General features: G+C 58.9%; 27 protein-coding genes. 22 read left to right on the forward strand and 5 right to left on the reverse strand.

Going from position 1 to position 15654, the window contains the following annotated elements; translation table 11 throughout:
• Positions 1-49 precede the first annotated feature (49 nt).
• The 5 genes from TX24_RS17900 to TX24_RS17920 all read right to left on the reverse strand — a co-directional run bounded on the left by TX24_RS17900 (position 50) and on the right by TX24_RS17920 (position 2575).
• Complete coding sequence (locus TX24_RS17900) at positions 50-265, reverse strand: hypothetical protein (protein ID WP_057710786.1); 216 nt, start codon at positions 263-265, stop codon at positions 50-52.
• Positions 262-687, reverse strand: coding sequence for a hypothetical protein (locus TX24_RS17905; RefSeq protein ID WP_057710787.1), 426 nt, complete (start codon positions 685-687; stop codon positions 262-264). Before TX24_RS17905 ends, TX24_RS17900 begins: the two co-directional genes overlap by 4 nt.
• Positions 688-772: 85 nt before the next feature.
• Positions 773-1117, reverse strand: a complete 345-nt coding sequence (locus TX24_RS17910) for a hypothetical protein (protein WP_057710788.1) — start codon at positions 1115-1117, stop codon at positions 773-775.
• Positions 1118-1407: 290 nt separating this feature from the next.
• Positions 1408-1860, reverse strand: a complete 453-nt coding sequence (locus TX24_RS17915) for a hypothetical protein (RefSeq protein ID WP_057710789.1) — start codon at positions 1858-1860, stop codon at positions 1408-1410.
• A gap of 1 nt (position 1861) precedes the next feature.
• Positions 1862-2575 carry a S24 family peptidase gene (locus TX24_RS17920; RefSeq protein ID WP_082628824.1) on the reverse strand — a complete coding sequence of 238 codons (714 nt, stop codon included), beginning with the start codon at positions 2573-2575 and terminating at the stop codon, positions 1862-1864.
• A gap of 89 nt (positions 2576-2664) precedes the next feature.
• Between TX24_RS17920 and TX24_RS17925 the strand changes: the two genes are divergently transcribed.
• From TX24_RS17925 to TX24_RS18025, 22 genes are all read left to right on the forward strand, one after another.
• Positions 2665-2853 carry a Cro/CI family transcriptional regulator gene (locus TX24_RS17925; RefSeq protein ID WP_057710791.1) on the forward strand — a complete coding sequence of 63 codons (189 nt, stop codon included), beginning with the start codon at positions 2665-2667 and terminating at the stop codon, positions 2851-2853.
• 2 nt (positions 2854-2855) lie between these two features.
• On the forward strand, positions 2856-3167 hold the full coding sequence (locus TX24_RS17930) for a helix-turn-helix domain-containing protein (protein WP_057710913.1): 312 nt from the start codon (positions 2856-2858) through the stop codon (positions 3165-3167).
• A 2-nt stretch (positions 3168-3169) separates the two neighbouring features.
• The gene (locus TX24_RS17935; protein ID WP_057710792.1) at positions 3170-4162 is read left to right on the forward strand and encodes a hypothetical protein; all 993 of its coding nucleotides are present in this window, start codon (positions 3170-3172) and stop codon (positions 4160-4162) included.
• Positions 4149-4934, forward strand: coding sequence for a hypothetical protein (locus TX24_RS17940; protein ID WP_057710793.1), 786 nt, complete (start codon positions 4149-4151; stop codon positions 4932-4934). Before TX24_RS17935 ends, TX24_RS17940 begins: the two co-directional genes overlap by 14 nt.
• Positions 4931-5146: a hypothetical protein gene (locus TX24_RS31895; protein ID WP_157255555.1), complete on the forward strand. Its 216-nt coding sequence runs from the start codon at positions 4931-4933 to the stop codon at positions 5144-5146. Before TX24_RS17940 ends, TX24_RS31895 begins: the two co-directional genes overlap by 4 nt.
• Positions 5139-5726 carry a DUF1367 family protein gene (locus TX24_RS17945; RefSeq protein WP_057710794.1) on the forward strand — a complete coding sequence of 196 codons (588 nt, stop codon included), beginning with the start codon at positions 5139-5141 and terminating at the stop codon, positions 5724-5726. The genes TX24_RS31895 and TX24_RS17945 overlap by 8 nt, the downstream gene beginning before the upstream one ends.
• On the forward strand, positions 5723-6334 hold the full coding sequence (locus TX24_RS17950; RefSeq protein WP_057710795.1) for a recombination protein NinG: 612 nt from the start codon (positions 5723-5725) through the stop codon (positions 6332-6334). Before TX24_RS17945 ends, TX24_RS17950 begins: the two co-directional genes overlap by 4 nt.
• Positions 6331-6693 carry an antiterminator Q family protein gene (locus tag TX24_RS17955; RefSeq protein ID WP_057710796.1) on the forward strand — a complete coding sequence of 121 codons (363 nt, stop codon included), beginning with the start codon at positions 6331-6333 and terminating at the stop codon, positions 6691-6693. Before TX24_RS17950 ends, TX24_RS17955 begins: the two co-directional genes overlap by 4 nt.
• A gap of 182 nt (positions 6694-6875) precedes the next feature.
• A complete protein-coding gene (locus TX24_RS17960; protein WP_057710797.1) occupies positions 6876-7127 on the forward strand; it encodes a holin in 252 nt (83 codons plus the stop codon).
• The gene (locus TX24_RS17965; protein ID WP_057710798.1) at positions 7124-7639 is read left to right on the forward strand and encodes a glycoside hydrolase family protein; all 516 of its coding nucleotides are present in this window, start codon (positions 7124-7126) and stop codon (positions 7637-7639) included. Before TX24_RS17960 ends, TX24_RS17965 begins: the two co-directional genes overlap by 4 nt.
• 26 nt (positions 7640-7665) lie before the next feature.
• On the forward strand, positions 7666-8031 hold the full coding sequence (locus tag TX24_RS17970) for a Gp49 family protein (protein WP_169878787.1): 366 nt from the start codon (positions 7666-7668) through the stop codon (positions 8029-8031).
• A gap of 11 nt (positions 8032-8042) precedes the next feature.
• Positions 8043-8519: a DUF2514 family protein gene (locus TX24_RS17975; protein WP_057710800.1), complete on the forward strand. Its 477-nt coding sequence runs from the start codon at positions 8043-8045 to the stop codon at positions 8517-8519.
• A complete protein-coding gene (locus tag TX24_RS17980) occupies positions 8516-8731 on the forward strand; it encodes a hypothetical protein (RefSeq protein ID WP_057710801.1) in 216 nt (71 codons plus the stop codon). Before TX24_RS17975 ends, TX24_RS17980 begins: the two co-directional genes overlap by 4 nt.
• Entirely contained in the window at positions 8728-9354 is a 627-nt protein-coding gene (locus tag TX24_RS17985) for a hypothetical protein (protein WP_057710802.1), read from the forward strand. Before TX24_RS17980 ends, TX24_RS17985 begins: the two co-directional genes overlap by 4 nt.
• Positions 9317-10777, forward strand: a complete 1461-nt coding sequence (locus tag TX24_RS17990; protein ID WP_222937975.1) for a phage terminase large subunit family protein — start codon at positions 9317-9319, stop codon at positions 10775-10777. The genes TX24_RS17985 and TX24_RS17990 overlap by 38 nt, the downstream gene beginning before the upstream one ends.
• Position 10778: 1 nt before the next feature.
• Positions 10779-11132 carry a hypothetical protein gene (locus TX24_RS17995; RefSeq protein WP_057710803.1) on the forward strand — a complete coding sequence of 118 codons (354 nt, stop codon included), beginning with the start codon at positions 10779-10781 and terminating at the stop codon, positions 11130-11132.
• 1 nt (position 11133) lies between these two features.
• Entirely contained in the window at positions 11134-12828 is a 1695-nt protein-coding gene (locus tag TX24_RS18000; protein ID WP_057710804.1) for a portal protein, read from the forward strand.
• Positions 12828-13148 (forward strand): Bbp19 family protein, encoded by a 321-nt coding sequence (locus TX24_RS18005; RefSeq protein ID WP_057710805.1) that lies wholly within the window; start codon positions 12828-12830, stop codon positions 13146-13148. Before TX24_RS18000 ends, TX24_RS18005 begins: the two co-directional genes overlap by 1 nt.
• The gene (locus TX24_RS18010) at positions 13145-13864 is read left to right on the forward strand and encodes a hypothetical protein (RefSeq protein ID WP_057710806.1); all 720 of its coding nucleotides are present in this window, start codon (positions 13145-13147) and stop codon (positions 13862-13864) included. The genes TX24_RS18005 and TX24_RS18010 overlap by 4 nt, the downstream gene beginning before the upstream one ends.
• A gap of 18 nt (positions 13865-13882) precedes the next feature.
• Positions 13883-14875 (forward strand): major capsid protein, encoded by a 993-nt coding sequence (locus TX24_RS18015; protein ID WP_057710807.1) that lies wholly within the window; start codon positions 13883-13885, stop codon positions 14873-14875.
• 35 nt (positions 14876-14910) lie between these two features.
• Positions 14911-15351: a Bbp16 family capsid cement protein gene (locus tag TX24_RS18020; protein ID WP_057710808.1), complete on the forward strand. Its 441-nt coding sequence runs from the start codon at positions 14911-14913 to the stop codon at positions 15349-15351.
• Positions 15352-15360: 9 nt separating this feature from the next.
• Positions 15361-15648: a hypothetical protein gene (locus TX24_RS18025; RefSeq protein WP_057710809.1), complete on the forward strand. Its 288-nt coding sequence runs from the start codon at positions 15361-15363 to the stop codon at positions 15646-15648.
• Positions 15649-15654 lie beyond the last annotated feature (6 nt).

A 15654-nucleotide genomic window follows, 5' to 3' on the forward strand; every position in this document is an offset into this window, starting at 1 on the left:
TCGATCTCGGCGATCTGCTCGTCGATCAGTGATTTAACCGGTGCGGTACTCATGCTGCGGCCCTCTTGAGCTGCTCGTTGCGCTCGACGAACTTGGCGTCCAGCGCATCGCGGTAACGGTTGGCGGTGGCGGCGTCGACCAGATCGGCGAACTCGGCCATTTCGATCATGCCCATGACGAAGGTGCGGTCCGGTACCGGGGTGCACGACTTCTTCATCTTGGCGATTTCCAGGCCCAGGCGGGCGAGGGCGGTAGGCGTGCTCATAGTTCGTCGTCCTCTGCCTGGGCGATCAGTGCGTCACTGACCAAGGGCTTCAATAGGGCCTCGGCGAGTTCGCCAAGCTTGCCGAATGGGTGGTCGCTGTGGCCCAGAAGCTCGGCGGCGGCCTCTTTGTCAGCCCGTCCGCAGTTATTGGCGATCATCAGCCAACCGAGTGCCGGTGTGCCGATGTCACAGTTCGCCTGTCGAGCGCTCACCAGCTCATCAGCTGCCAGTGCCAGTTGAGCGACCGTGACGCCCTGTGGCCTTCTCAGGCGCCGCTGGAACTTCACGTCACAGCCGAAGCGCACTAGTTGCTCCGTGGCGTTGTAAAGCCACTCAGCACGCGCCAGTTCCAGTGGGCTTTCGCTGACTGGAGGCGGCAGACGGTTGTCGAATTCACTTTGTGCAAGCGCTGTTGCGTTCATGCTGCCTCCAGGATGGCGTTATTCGGTGGGTTCGGTTGTTTTCCCAATGCCCACCGCTCTGGATGGGCATCAGTGAAAAGGTCCGTCATGCTGCCTGTGGGGTTGGCGTGAAAACTTCCCACCAGTCAGGCAATTCACCAGCAGCCTCAAGCGCTGCTATCGCCTTCTGCGCCTCTTCTGCGCTTTCGTACACATCGTCTGAGTAGCGGATAACGCCATCGGCATCAGTAAACAAAATGTCGTGGACGCCTTCGTTCTCGCCTTCCGGGTCGATCTTGTGAAGATCGCGCACTTGGAATTTCGAATTGCTCATGGTCTTGCCCTCCGTTGATTTCCAATGCCGCCTCATAGAAGCGGCATCAGTAAATCTGTGGGTGTTCTTCTCCACCACGCGCATCGCCCGATTCATATCTCTGGCCAGGTCACACATTTCGTGTCCGGTGTTCTTCCTGGCTGGCTTGCGTGGTTTCGCGTACTCACATGAGGGAGTACGGCAGCTATCCAGAGGCTGCATGGGCGGCGGTTTAGCTTCTTCCGACCCAGGTAATTGCCTGGGTACGTCGCGGTGGTCACGTCTGGTTGTTAAAGAGCGGTTGGCCTCATATACAAGCAGACTTGCATTAATAAAAGCATGCTTGTGTCTCATATGCAAGTAACCTTGTGTATTTTCTTCGGGACGAAAAAAAGCCCGCTCAGTGGCGGGCCTCTAATCTTTGCTAATTACTTGGTGGGGAAGCAGTCGCGCTGGCTGACTTCAAATCTGCCAATCGCAGATCCGTTTTCTCGCGAGTAGACGTAGGCATAGGTTAAGCCGAGTGAAAGAGGCGACTTTCCACCGCTACCTTTTTTGTTGCAGGCATTTTGAGTTGCAGCCAATTTGACTCTATCTAAGCTGAAATCCTTGGCGTAGGAGTCGTAGTTTTCTAGCGTGTAATAAGTCGTCAGCTTGCTGCCCATCGTTGCCTCTGCCCGAACGAGGGTCGTAATTTCATCAACCTTCTTAGGTGCCTGGGCGTTGATCTGGGCAGCTGCCTGGGTTGTCAGCTTTCTTAAGGTTTCAGCCTTGCTTGGCTTGAAGATCTCGCCGCCGAGCTGCTTGCCTATAGACCCAGCGATCACTACGAGAAATATACCGACAGTCCAATAAATTGCCTTCCTTGCTTTCTTCCACATCTCACAGCTTCCTTGCGTTCCACGCCAGCAGCACGCGGGCGTGAATGATCATGTCTGCAAGCTCTGCGCCCTTGATGTCGTAGGGCGGGAAAGTCTCATTGTCCGAAATCATGCGCAGCATCTTCGGCAGGCGTTGTAGGCGCTTGATGTACAGCATCCCATCGAGCGTAAAGACGTAAACACCGTCAACCACAACCTCGTTGATTCCCTGGTCAACGATTAATGGGTCACCGCTTGAAAATGTAGCGCCCATGCTTTCGCCGAAGCCGGTAATCACTGAAAGGTTGTCACCGTGGGTATAGGTGATTCCCTGTTCCCGCAGGTACTCGGTACGAACCGTAATATTGCGCACGGTCTCGATGTATTCCTTGGGTAAAACCTGGCCTGGTCCCATTGATGCCACAACATCATATTGGGGGATTGAAAGCTCATCTTCCTTTGGCTGGCGGGTGAAATCGCCTATCACTACGTTGTCCATGGCACGCCTCGGTGGTTCGCCAGCGCCATCCAGCAGCCAGTCGACCGTGGTATCCAGTCCCCGAGCCAGCGCCAGCAGGTTGTGGTTTTTTATATTCCCGGTGTCCCCGGCGAACCATTGGCGTACAGCCTCATAGCTCACGTCGCAAGTCGTTGCGATGAGCCGCTTTACGCCACGTACGCCGGTTTCAGGCTTCCGTGCCAATACAAGTTTCGTCATTCGATCTGTGATGTTCATTTGCCAAATCTACAAGTTCGCTTGGCAAGCATGCTTGCTTATTAAATACAAGCATGCTTGAATTTGGCGTAACAGCATTGGAGGTGCCTATGAAACGCCAGACAGCGATTGATTATTACGGCTCCATCCCCAAGCTGGCGCAGGCCCTCAAGATTACTTATGAGGCCGTGCGGCAGTGGGGGGATGAAGTCCCAGAGTTACGCCAGTACCAACTGGAAAAGCTCACCGATGGCAAATTGAAAGCCGGCCAAAAAAGCCGGCCTCAGTCGGTGGCATGACCATGTCCACGAGCCCATTAAGCCAAGAAGGCGATGAAACCGCACGGGAGACGGAAACCCTGATCTTGCAGCGGGTTTTGTCTGTCGGCCAGAAAGAGATAGCCCGTGAAACCGGGTTGAGTGAGTCGACGGTCTCGCGCTGGAATGAGGGCGAGTACGCAAGATGGGCCAAGGTGCTTTCGTTCCTGGGCCTGCGTGTCGTTCCTCAGTCAGCCATGCTCGTGACGCCGGCCTACCTGCACTCCCTGGAAACCCTGGCTGAAATCGGGTTGAAGGCCGAGAAGAAGCGGCCCGGCCCGCTGGGGTGGGACTGATCATGCAGTACACCGTGACGATCAATCAGGCCAAGGCGCTGGAGTGGGGGTTGAACGCTCAACAGGCGCTGCTGTTCGCGTTTGTCTACGAGTGCCCGAGCTGGGCCAACAAAGTCAAGACTGACGGCGGGGAGTTTTTCGCCCTGAGCAAAGCCAAGATCGTCGAGGAATTACCGCTACTGACGGACAAGCCTGATACAGCCTATCGCCTTCTGATTGCCCTGCGTGATGCGGGTCTGATCGATCTTTCCAGCACTTCCAATATCACCTTGATACGTCTGACGGTGAAGGCGAAAGAGTGGAACCGCAAGCTTGATGGGTCGGAAAAATATCCGACCTCAGATAAGGCAGAGGGTCGGAAAAATCTCCGAGGTAGGTCGGAAAAAAATCCGAGCAAGGTCGGAGAAAAATCCGAGCAGGGTCGGAAAAAAATCCGAAGAGGGTCGGAAAAATCTCCGACAAATCAGGTTACCAGTAATCAGGGTACCAATCAGGTAACCAGTAATCAGGATTTGCCGGAAGGCTCTGACAAGCCGAACCAAGCCGGCACGCTGGTGCTGGTGGTGGATCAAGCCAGTGGCCCCCGCGTCGAGATTCCCGCCGATATGCCGGGGCCGAAAGACCAGACCTGTAAAACGTTCAAGGCTTGGGCGAACTACGCCATGGCTTACCGCAAGCGTTACCAGTGCTGGCCGGTGTGGAACGCAGCCGCCGGCGGAATGCTCGGCAAGCTGGTTGACCTTCTGGGGGCCGACGTTGCCCACAGCGTGGCCGCGTACTACCTGACGATCAACGACGCTCGGCTGATCAACGATTACCACAGCCTGAAAACCCTCATCGCCAAAGCAGGCGCGTACCACACCCAGTGGATGACCGGCCGGCAGATGAACTCCCGCACTGCCCGCCAAATTGAAGACACCCAGGCCAACATGAACGCCGCGCAGGAAGCTGCCCGGGCAATTCTCGATGGGGAGAAACGTAATGCTTTCCTCTGAAAACCTCGCAGAACTGGCCGCAGGAATCTGCGCCACCGCCGAGACGCTAGGCCAGACCATCAGCGCCACCGCCGCCAGGCTGATGGCCGAGGATCTGTCTGTGTTCCCGCCGCAGGACATCCGCAAGGCCCTGCAATCGTGCCGCCGGGAACTGACCGGAAAGTTCACCCTGGGGGCTGTGATGCAGCGTATCCAGGCTGAGGACGGGCGCCCAGGCAAAGACGAAGCATGGGCAATCGCTGTCATGGCCAACGACGAATTCGAAACCGTGGTGATGACCGACGAAATCCAGCTGGCCCTGACCGCTGCCCGTCCAGTGCTGGAGTCTGGCGACAAGATCGGCGCCCGCATGGTGTTCATCAACGCCTACGAGCGGTTCGTACTCCACGCCCGCGAGGCCGCCAAGCCGGTCAACTGGCACGTTTCCATTGGCTATGACGCCAACCGCCGCGCAACCGCCATCGAGAAGGCGGTGCAGATGCAGCGCATCCCACACGAACACGGCCAGAAGTACCTGGCAGACCTGCGCATTGCGCCAGTCACCGAAGACGGCCGCGCCCTGGCCGGGCTGATCACCGGCACCGTTACAAGGCCATCGCCAGACGTTAGCGAAAGGCTACAGGGCGTCAAGGAATCCATGTTGGCAGTGCGCAAGGCCAATGCAGACCGCAAGCAGCAGATCCGCGAAGAGGCCGAGCAGCAGTTTGCCGAACGCCGCGCCGAGCTGATGCGCCAGGTTGAACAGCTGCAATCCCAGGGAGCGATCCAATGACCAAAAAACAACCGACGTGCGATGTCTGCGGGAATCGTAACTGTAAGGGATGGCAGGAGGGCGAAACGGTTCACGAGTATCGCGGCAAGGGAAGCTGGAACCTCGGCTGCCATTGCGCGGGCTGTACCCAGGCTCGCAACGAGTCCGGCGGATTCTTCGGCGCTCTCGCTGATGCGCTCAACCCTGGAAATAAGGGGGCTAACCATGGCTGAACTCGCATTGATCCGTACAGCCCAGGGCCTGGTGCCAGCCACCGAGGCCGACCGGGAGGTAACCCAAAAATGGAAGCTTGGCCAGGTAGTCCACGGCAAATTCACCCGTATGCGCAATGCCAAGTTCCACGGCAAGTTCTTCTCGATGCTGGATCTGGCGTGGGAATACTGGGAACCGGTGGGTGGCCTGGTGCCGCGTCAGGAAATGCGCGGCATTCTTGGGCTCGCCAAGTTCTTTGAGGCCGCCAGCGGCAAGCCACGTCAGCTATCGGACGCCGTTGCTGCGTACATCGCCCAATTGGAAGCCGAGCGCGCCGAGCGATTCCCAGCCGTGGACAAGTCCCGCGAGGCTTTCCGTGAGTGGGTGACGATTGAGGCCGGCCACTTCCACCTGGTGCGCACTCCCGATGGTGTACGCAAGGAAGCCAAGTCGATCAGTTGGGCATCCATGGACGATACAGCCTTCGAACCCCTTTACCGCGACGTGTTCAACGCCTGCTGGCGCCTGGTCCTGTCCGCCCACTTTGAATCAGAAGCGGCGGCATTGAGCGCTGCTGACCAGATCGGGAGCTACGCATGAAGCGCACGCCACTACAGCGCAAAACCCCGCTTACGTCAGGTGGCCCCCGCCGCAAGCGCTGCCCGTCCTGCCGGGTGATGTTCGTGCCTGCTCGCGACAAGCAAGCCGTGTGTGGGGAGATTGAGTGCGCCATTGCTTACAGCAAGTCGGAGAAGGGGCAGGCAACCGCTCGAAAGGCTTTTGCCGAACTGGGCCGCAAAGAGCTGCGAGCGTCCAAGGAGCGCATTAAAACGAGAGGGCAATACATGCGTGAGGCTCAGGCTGCGTTTAACGCCTGGGTGCGCGCCAGGGACGCCAGCCAGCCATGCATCAGCTGTGGTCGGCACCATGAAGGCAAGTACGACGCCGGGCATTACCGCACCGTGGGCAGTAATCCCGCGCTGCGCTTCGAGCCACTCAACTGCCACAAGCAATGCGTCCCGTGCAATCAGCACAAATCTGGCGACATTGTGAATTACCGCATGAGCCTGGTGCTGCGCATAGGCCAGGACAAAGTTGATTGGTTGGAAGGTCCACACGAGCCACAGCGCTACACCATCGAAGAGCTGAAAACCATTCGGTCCGAATACCAAGCAAAGACCAAAGCACTTAAAGGGGCCAGAGCATGAACTATGACGCCGAAGAGCTTCTAACTCAGTGGGGCAGGTGGGTATGGCAAGGTGCTGGTGTTCCTGGTTATGGGGTGTCCCAAATCTACGCAATCATCCGGGACAATGTGGAGCAGCCTACGTCAAACCTTCCCGCTGCGATTACCGATGATGAAGCGCTGATGATCGATAGGGCTGTTGCTGCGTTATGGAAACGTTACCCCACGACGGCTGATTGTCTGAGGATTTATTACTGTACCGGCATGACCATGCAGGGCGTGGGTAACATGCTCGACTTGACCAGGTTGAAGGTGCGCGAAATGATCATTGCCGGGAATAACTATGTTCAGGCCTGCTTGGATATGAAGGTCGCGGCTTAATTTCTTGACGTGTTAACACGGTAGTGGCACATTAGCGCCAGATTGCGGTTTTACCGCTTAGGAACAAGCCCGGCCATTGAGTCGGGCTTTTTTGTGTCCTTAATTCAACCTTTAGCCTCGCCACTGTGCGGGGCTTTTTGCATCTGGAGGCCCGAATGGCAGCCCCAGGCAGGAGCAGAAGTATGGCCAACCCGACGCCCGAGAGCATCGTAGAGGTGGTGGGTGCGTCAGTGGCCAATAAGGGCATGATCGTCGGCGGCGCTGCTGGCATGGTGGGTTGGCTGTCGCAAGTCAACTGGATAGGTATCGCCGGTGTGGCGGTGGCGGTGGTGGGCCTGCTGATCAATCTGTTCTTCCAGGTCCGCAAGGATCGCCGCGAGTCCATCGAAAGCGCTGCACGCTTGGAAGCCCTGAAAGAGCGGGCGCGGGCATGAATCCCCAACTACGCCAGCGCATCGCCGTCACGGTGTTGAGCCTGAGCGCCGCCGGCTTCGCCACCTGGCAGGCAAGCGAAGGGTTTACCCCTGTTGCCGTGATCCCCACCAAGGGCGACGTGCCCACCATCGGCCACGGCTCCACTCGTTACGAAGACGGCTCGCCGGTCCGCATGGGCGACACCATCACCCCGGCCCGCGCCGAAGTCCTGGCCCGCAACCTGAACAGCCAGGCGGAAAAGCAGTTCGCTGCATCACTCCCAGGCGTGAAGCTTCATCAGGTCGAGTTTGATCTGTACATGGACTTCGTGGGCCAGTACGGCATTGGCACCTGGCTCAAGGGTTCGCCTCGTCGTGACCTGCTGGCCGGCAACTACGCCCAGGCTTGCAATGACTTGCTCAAGTATCGCTATGCCGCTGGCTTCGACTGCTCGACACCGGGCAACAAACGCTGCGCCGGCGTCTGGACTCGCCAGCTTGAGCGTCACGCCAAGTGCATGGCCGCGCAATGAATCCCCCAACCCCCGAGGCAATCACCGTGAACGACCAAGCAATCGAACAGGAAATCCAGGCCAAAGGCTTGACCGCACCGCGTGTCACCCCCGCCGACCTGCAAGCCAATATCGCGCACGAACACTACTTCACCGCCGCAGACGGCGTTCAGGCTGCTGGTGCTGTGCATCTGCCGGCGGGTGAGGGTTGGACGCTGGGTTCGCTGCAACTGCTGACCATCTGTGTCTTGGTGCTGCGCAATGGCTTCACTGTCACCGGTGAGAGCGCCTGCGCCAGCCCGGAGAACTTCGACGCCGAAATGGGCCGCAAGATTGCCCGCGACAATGCTGTCGCCAAGGTTTGGCCGCTGATGGGCTACGCGCTCAAGCAGCAACTGCACGAAGCCAAGTAAGGAATCCAGCCATGACCCGCTACCTGATCGCCGCCATTGCTGTTCTGGTGATCGTGGCGGGCATCCAAACACACCGTCTGGATAACGCGCAGACCGATCACGCGCAGTACGTTGCCAACATCGCCACCCAGGCCCAGGAGGCCAGCGAGAAGGCCCGCCAGGCCGAACAGCAACACCAACGAATAATTGACCAGGTACGCACCGATGCAGCCAATCAAAAGATCAGTGATGACGCTCACGCTGCTGAGCTTGTTGCTGTGGGTGTCAGCCTGCGCGAGCAACAAACCAGCCTGCTTGCCGACCGCGCCGCCCTACGTGCCCGCCTTGCCGCAAGAGGCAAGACAATCGACGACCTTAGCGATTTGCTCGCCGAACTGCGCACAGAAGCTGACAACCATGCGGGCGAACTGGCAACAGCGCTTGACGCAAGTCGCCGGGCCGGATTTGCCTGTGAACGTTCCTACGACGCCATGAGGGCATCCAAATGATTAAGTACCACGTCAAATCGGCCGGCGAAGTGCATGAAGTAATGGCTTCAACGTTCGTGCAGGGCAACGATCTGCGCCTTATTGGCGATGGCGGCGCAGTTGTAGCCATCTTCGGTTCATTCGAATGGCTCAAGGTTGTGCCTGTTGTGACTGCGCCAGTCGTGGAGGGTGAGCCCTCTACCGAAAAGCCCGAACTGGTGGGTGAGCAATGACTGATAAGCAGCCAACCGACTGGGAGCGCATTGAACAGCTCTACCGTGCCGGCCTGCTTTCAGTGCGTGAAATCGCTGCAACGTGTGGTGTGTCCCATACCGCGATCAATAAGCGGGCCAAGGCTGGTAGCTGGGATAGAGACCTGAAAGCGAAGATCCAGGCCAAGGCTGATTCGCTGGTTTCCAAAGCCGAGGTTTCCAAAGAGGTTTCCACGCAAGCACTGGCAACCGAGCGCGGGATCGTTGAAGCCAATGCTCAGGTCATTGCAAACATTCGCATTGCCCACCGAACTGACATTGGCCGCTCACGTCGCCTGGCCAACAAGCTGCTGGATGAGCTGGAAGGGCTGACCGACAACCGCGACCTGTTCGACCGGTTGGGAGAGTTGCTGCGTGATGAGGACGACAAGGGCCAGGACAAGCGCAACGACTTGTACATGAAGGTCATTGATCTGCCCGCCCGCACCAAGACCATGAAGGAACTGGCCGAAACGTTGAAGAACCTGATCGCCCTGGAGCGCCAGGCTTATGACGTTGGCGCCGAGAAGCAAGGCGATGACCGCAGCCAACTGACGGAAGAAGAACTTGATCGCAGAATCGCCAAGCTCGCAGGCCAGGGCTGACAAGCTTGAGCTATTGGCGTTGCTTGAGGAAAAGGCGCGCCGGGATGCACAGAGGCGTCACCTGCTCCAGTTCGAAACTCTGTATGAGTGGCAGCGCAAGTTCGTAAAGGCCACGGCCGACCACACGTCATGCATGTTGATGGCGGCAAACCGGGTGGGCAAGACACGCACCGGGTTGACCATCGATGCAATGCACCTGCTGGGCGATTACCCCGAGGACTGGGAAGGCCACGCATTCGACCATGCGCCGATGTGCTGGCTGCTGGGGTTCTCGATGGAGAAAACCCGTGACCTGCTCCAAACGCCTTTGTTCGGCACGCTGGAGGGGGGCAAGTGGACTGGTGGGTTAATCCCCGCTGACCGAATCATTGCGCATCTGTCCGCTACCGGCACATCCGGCGCCATGCGACAGATCACCGTCCGGCACAAGTCCGGCAGTCAATCCACGGTGCAGTTCTGGTCCTACAGCCAGGGCCAGCACGCAATCATGGGCGACAGCGTCGACTGGTACCACATCGACGAAGAGCCACGCGACAAAGCGATCTACCCGCAGGTGCTGACCCGAACCGCGACTGGTGACGGTGGTCGGGGTGGTCGCGGCATTTTGACGTTCACCCCCGAGAACGGGCGCACCGAACTGGTTATCCAGTTCATGGACTGCCCAGCCGAGGGCCAATACATCCAGCGCGCCACCTGGGCCGATGCACCGCACTTGACTGCTGACACGCAGCGCAAGTTGTTGGGCATGTATCCCGAGTGGCAGCGCGACATGCGTTCCAAGGGGATGCCATTGCTCGGCACTGGTTTGATATTCGACTTCGGCGACGAAACGATCAAATGCCAGCCGTTCCCGTGCCCGCCGCACTTCTGGATTATCAACGGGATGGATTTCGGGTGGGATCACCCGCAGGCCCACATCCAGCTCTGGATTGATATGGACTCTGACGTTATCTACCTGGCCCATGCCTGGAAGAAATCCCGCGTCACGCCATCGACCGTGTGGGGCACCGTCAAATCATGGGCGCAGCACATACCAACAGCCTGGCCATCTGACGGCTTGCAGTCTGAGAAGTCGTCGGGCGAGCAGCAGAAGAAAGCCTATGTGGACGCCGGATGGCAAATGCTGTCGCAGCACGCAACGTGGCCTGATGGCGGGGTGGGCGTTGAGATTGGCCTTGTTGAACTCTATGAGCGCATGACCACTGGCCGCTTCAAGGTGTTCTCACACCTAACCGACTTCTTCGACGAGAAGATGAGCTATCACCGCGACGAGAACGGGAAGATCGTCAAGTTGAACGACGACATCCTTTCAGCCGTTCGTTACGCCTACATGATGCGCAGGCTCGCAAGGCCGCGCTGGAAACTTGGTACGCCACCTGGTGGCAACTACCAATCCGACTATGACCCCTACGCGAGCAACTGACATGTGCGGAAAGAGTATTAAGAAACTGGTAAACAAGGTGGTGGAGCTAGATCCGCTGCGCGGCGGTGACGTCATCCTTGAGGGGATGGGCTTGCCGAACATGTTTGGCGAGAACACCGGCATGTTCAACAAGGCCGAGCGCGAGAAGGCAGCGGCAAAGGCAGCAGCCGAAGCGGCGGGCTCAACGTCTCCAGGTGCGGCACCTACCACCTCCAGCGACTCAGTGCAGGCCGCTGTAGAGGCGGAACGCAAGCGCCGCCTGGCCCAGTCCGGCCAGAACGGTACGATCCTGACCGGTTCGTCTGGCGTGCTTGGCGGTGCCAACACCAGCCAGAAAACGCTGTTGGGGGTGTAAGTTGGCCGACTCCCTGCGTTCACAGCTGGACAAGCGGCTGACGCGCCTCAAGTCCGAGCGCGATAGCAACTGGCTGCCCGAGTGGCGCGACCTGAGTGATTACATTCTGCCCAGGGCTGGCCGGTTCAACACCTCTGACGTGAACAAGGGGCAGCGCCGCGACAAGAAGATCATCAACCCGCGTGCCACCTTCGCCGCCCGCACCCTGGCAGCTGGTATGCACAGCGGCATGACCAGCCCCGCATCCCCATGGTTCAAGCTCGGCACGCCTGATCCTGGCCTGATGCAGTACGGACCAGTCAAGGAATGGCTGTACGCGGTAGAGAAGGCCATGCGCGAAGTTATGGCGCGTTCCAACCTCTATAACGTCCTGCCCACCATCTACGGTGAGGAAGGTGTATTTGGCACTGCCGCCATGGCCGCACTGCCAGACGAGCGCGATACCGTGCGCTTCTACCCGTTCACCGTGGGCAGCTACATGATCGCCAACAGCGACCGTCAGCAGGTCGACACGCTCTACCGCGAATTCAAGATGACCGCCCGCCAGATGGAACAGCAATTCGGCAAATCGGCGTTGAGCGGCACCACGCAGCAACTGCTTAGCACCAACTCCGAAGCCTGGATTGAGGTCTGCCACGCCACCCAGCCCAACGAGAGCCGCGAGCATGGCCGCAAGGACAACACGAACATGGCCTACCAGTCCGCGTACTGGGAGAAGGGCGGCGATAACGACAAGCTGTTGCGCCAGTCGGGGTTCCAAGAGTTCCCGGTGATGGCGCCGCGCTGGGATGTGCTGGGCGAGGATGTGTATGGCACCGGTCCGGGCTCGCAGTGCATTGGCTCCACACGAGCGCTGCAACTGATGGAGCGCCGCAAGGCTGAGCTGGTGGAGAAGGGTGTGCGCCCGCCGATGGGTGCGCCGGCCAGCCTGCAAGTGCAGAAAGCCTCAATCCTGCCGGGCAGCATCACCTATCTGGACGACATGCAGCAGGGCGCCAAGTTCGCGCCGTTGTGGGACGTGAACCCGGCCTGGCTGGGCCAGTTGCGCGGGGAGATTGCCGCAGAAGAGCAGATTGCAGACACGGCATTCTTCGTTGACCTGTTCCTGATGATCAGCCAGTTGGACGGTGAGCGCACAGCCTACGAAATCGCCACCCGCAAAGAAGAGAAAATGCTGATGCTCGGCCCTGTGCTGGAGCGCCAGAACGATGACCTGCTGGACCCATGCGTTGACCAGGTGTTCCACCTGATGGTTGAGCAGTCCATTCCGCGCTGGATGGGCTTGCTTCCGGGTAACCCTCTGTTGCCACCACCACCCAAGGAAATGGGCGGCCTTGATCTGCGCATTGAGTACACCAGCATCCTGGCCCAGGCCCAGCGCGCCGTCGAAGGCTCGGCCATTGAACGCGCTATCGGGTTCGCGGGCACCGTGGCCAACATCAAGCAAGACCCATCGTCCCTGGACCTGCTGGATACCGACAACGCATTGCGCGAGTACTTCAAGGTCACCGCCGTGCCACCCGCGCTCATTCGCTCCGACGACGCTGTGCAGGCCATCCGCGAGCAGCGTGCCCAAGCCCAGCAGCAGGCAGAAATGCAACAGCAACTGGGCAGCGCCATCGAAGGCGTCAAGGTGCTGAGCCAGGCCGACACCGGCGGCAACAACGCCCTGACTCAAATCACGGGGATGATGTGATGGTTGGCGATGAGCAGCAATCCCGCCAGGACTTGGAAAAGCAGGTAGCTATCGAGCAGCGCGAAGCCGACTTTCGCTGGCTGATGGCTGATCCCCGCGGGCGCCGCTTCATGTGGGCAACACTCGGAGATTACGGGTTGTTTCGAACATCGTTCAACCATCTGCCCGGACAGACAGAATTCAACGAAGGCCAGCGCAATGCTGGCCTTCTTCTTTTGGGGCGCATCAACAGGCTGTGCCCTGAGCAATACGGGGTTATGGCAGCCGAGAACGCGCCCAAGCCAACCGAACCTTCGAACGATCAGGAGACTGATGAATGAACGCTTTGATGATGAAACTGCTGGGCCGCGTGCTGATGAATGAGGTTCCAGCCGATGGGGGCCAGGGCGGTGGTGCTGATTCGCCGGCTCCTGCGGCTGATGCTCCAGCACCAGCCGCCGAAGGGTCGGTATTGACGCCGGCCGCAACTGACGCGCCACCAGTGGCCGATGCCAAGACCCCGGAGCAAACCCAGCAAGAAGCTGACGCGGCAAAGGACAAGACAGAAGCCGACGCCAAGCTCACCGGCGCGCCGGAAGCCTATGAGGACTTCACTCTGCCCGAAGGCATGGAAATGGACGCTGATGTCCTGGGCGAGTTCAAGGGCCTGGCCAAGGAACTGAACATTCCGCAAGCAAAGGCGCAGCAGTTAATCGACTTCCAGACCCAATTGGCTACCAAGCAGGCCGAGGCATACCAGGCCGCCGTGACCAAGCAGGCCCAGGACTGGGCGGCATCCATCAAGAACGACCCTGAAATTGGCGGTGCGAACTACGACAAGAACGTCGAAAGCGCGATCAAGGTCATTCAGTCCTTCGGTGACCCGGCATTAACCGAGTTGCTGAATACCTCCGGATTGGGCAACCACCCGGCGCTGTTCAAGTTCTGCCACCGCATCAGCTCGGCTATCTCGGAAGACAAGTTTGTCTTGCCTGGCAGCCAGTCATCCACAGGCCGCAAGTCGAACGAAGACGTTTTCTACGGCAGCAATTCCTAAACCACGGAGTACCAACAAATGGGCGTTATCGCGAACACTGCCATCACCCTGGCGGACTGGGCCAAGCGTCAAGACCCGGACAACAAACAGGCCCGCATCGTTGAGATGCTGGACCAAACCAACGAAATTTTGACCGACATGCTTTGGCTTGAGGGCAATCTGCCCACCGGCCACCGCACCACCGCACGTACCGGCTTGCCTAAGGGCACCTGGCGGGCGCTAAACGGCGGTATCGCTACCGGTAAATCCACCACAGCGCAGATTGATGAAACTTGCGCGATGCTGGAAAACCTCGGGGTGGTAGACGTTGCGCTAGCTGAGCTGAACGGTAACACCGCCGTGTTTCGCCTCTCGGAGAACTCCGCTTTCATCGAGGGCATGAACCAGGACATGGCTACTGGCCTGTTCTACAACAACGACGCGCTCGCCCCCGCCCAGTTCCTCGGCATGGCACCGCGTTACAGCGACAGCACCGCAAAGAACGGCCAAAACATCATCAAGATGGGCGGCGCTGGCTCCGACAACACCTCAATCTGGTTGATTGTTTGGGGTGACCAGTGTGTTCACGGTATCTACCCCAAGGGTTCGAAAGCCGGTATCGAACACAACGACATGGGCATTGAGCTTGTGGACGACGGGGAAGGCAAGAAATTCCGCGCTTACCGTGACCACTACAAGTGGGTTCCGGGTATCGCCTTGCGTGACTGGCGCTATGCGGTGCGCATTTGCAACATCGATACATCTGACCTGGTGGCCGATACCGACGGCACCAGCGTGAAGATCATCGAAGCCATGATCCGCGCAGTTCACCGCATCCCGAACCTGAAAATGGGCCGTGCTGCGTTTTACATGAACCGCACCATCGCCGAGTGTCTGGATATTCAGGCGATGAACAAGAAAAACGTTCAGCTCAAGATCAGCGAATACGACGGTGAGTTCATCACCAGCCTGCGCGGCGTGCCTTTCCGCACCGTCGATGCCCTTCTCAACACCGAGGCGCCAGTAGTCTAAGACTGCTGGTCCCCTGGCTCATTGGAGACCGAAACATGATCACCGACAAACTCAACACGTTCAGCGCCGCTCAGGACGTTACCGCCTCGGCGGCATCGACTGATGTACTTGACCTGGGCCCGCTGACCCACGGCAACACCCGCCGCGATATCGGCGCCGGCGAGCCGATCTATCTGGTGGTAGCAACCTTGATTGCCGCCGCCGCCGCCGGCGCCGCCACCACCAACATCCAGTTGCAGACCAGCGACGACAATGCCACTTGGGTGACGCTGTTCGATTCCGGTTCGCTGGCATTGTCCAGCCTGACCGCTGGCACCCGCCCGGTACAGGTCGCCGTTCCGCGTGGCGTTCGTCGCTACCTGCGCGTGAACTACGTGATCGGTACCGGTCCACTCACCGCTGGCCGCTTCTGGGCTGGCTTGGTCAAAGACGTACAGGACAACACCAAGTACGCCAGCGGCTTCTCGATTCTGTAAGGGGGCGTCATGGAAGTTACAGCGAAAGAGCGCGGCTATTACGGCGGCTGCATCAAAGAGGTTGGTGAGACCTTTACCATCCAAAGCAAGAAGCACCTCGGTTCATGGATGGTTGAGGGTGGCGAGTTGCCGGAGCATGGCACCGAGACCTTCACCGGCTACGTTGCAGCCCGCAGTGCCGCCGGCAAATTTGTGGTCAAGGACGCCGCCGGCCAAATGGTGGGCGCGTTCATCGGCACCAAGGAAGAAGCCGAAACCGAGGCGCAACGCCTCAACGATGGCGGCGAAATCGCCTGATCCACA

Origin of the sequence: Pseudomonas lactis, assembly GCF_001439845.1 — a bacterium.
GTDB classification, from domain to species: Bacteria; Pseudomonadota; Gammaproteobacteria; order Pseudomonadales; family Pseudomonadaceae; genus Aquipseudomonas; species Aquipseudomonas lactis.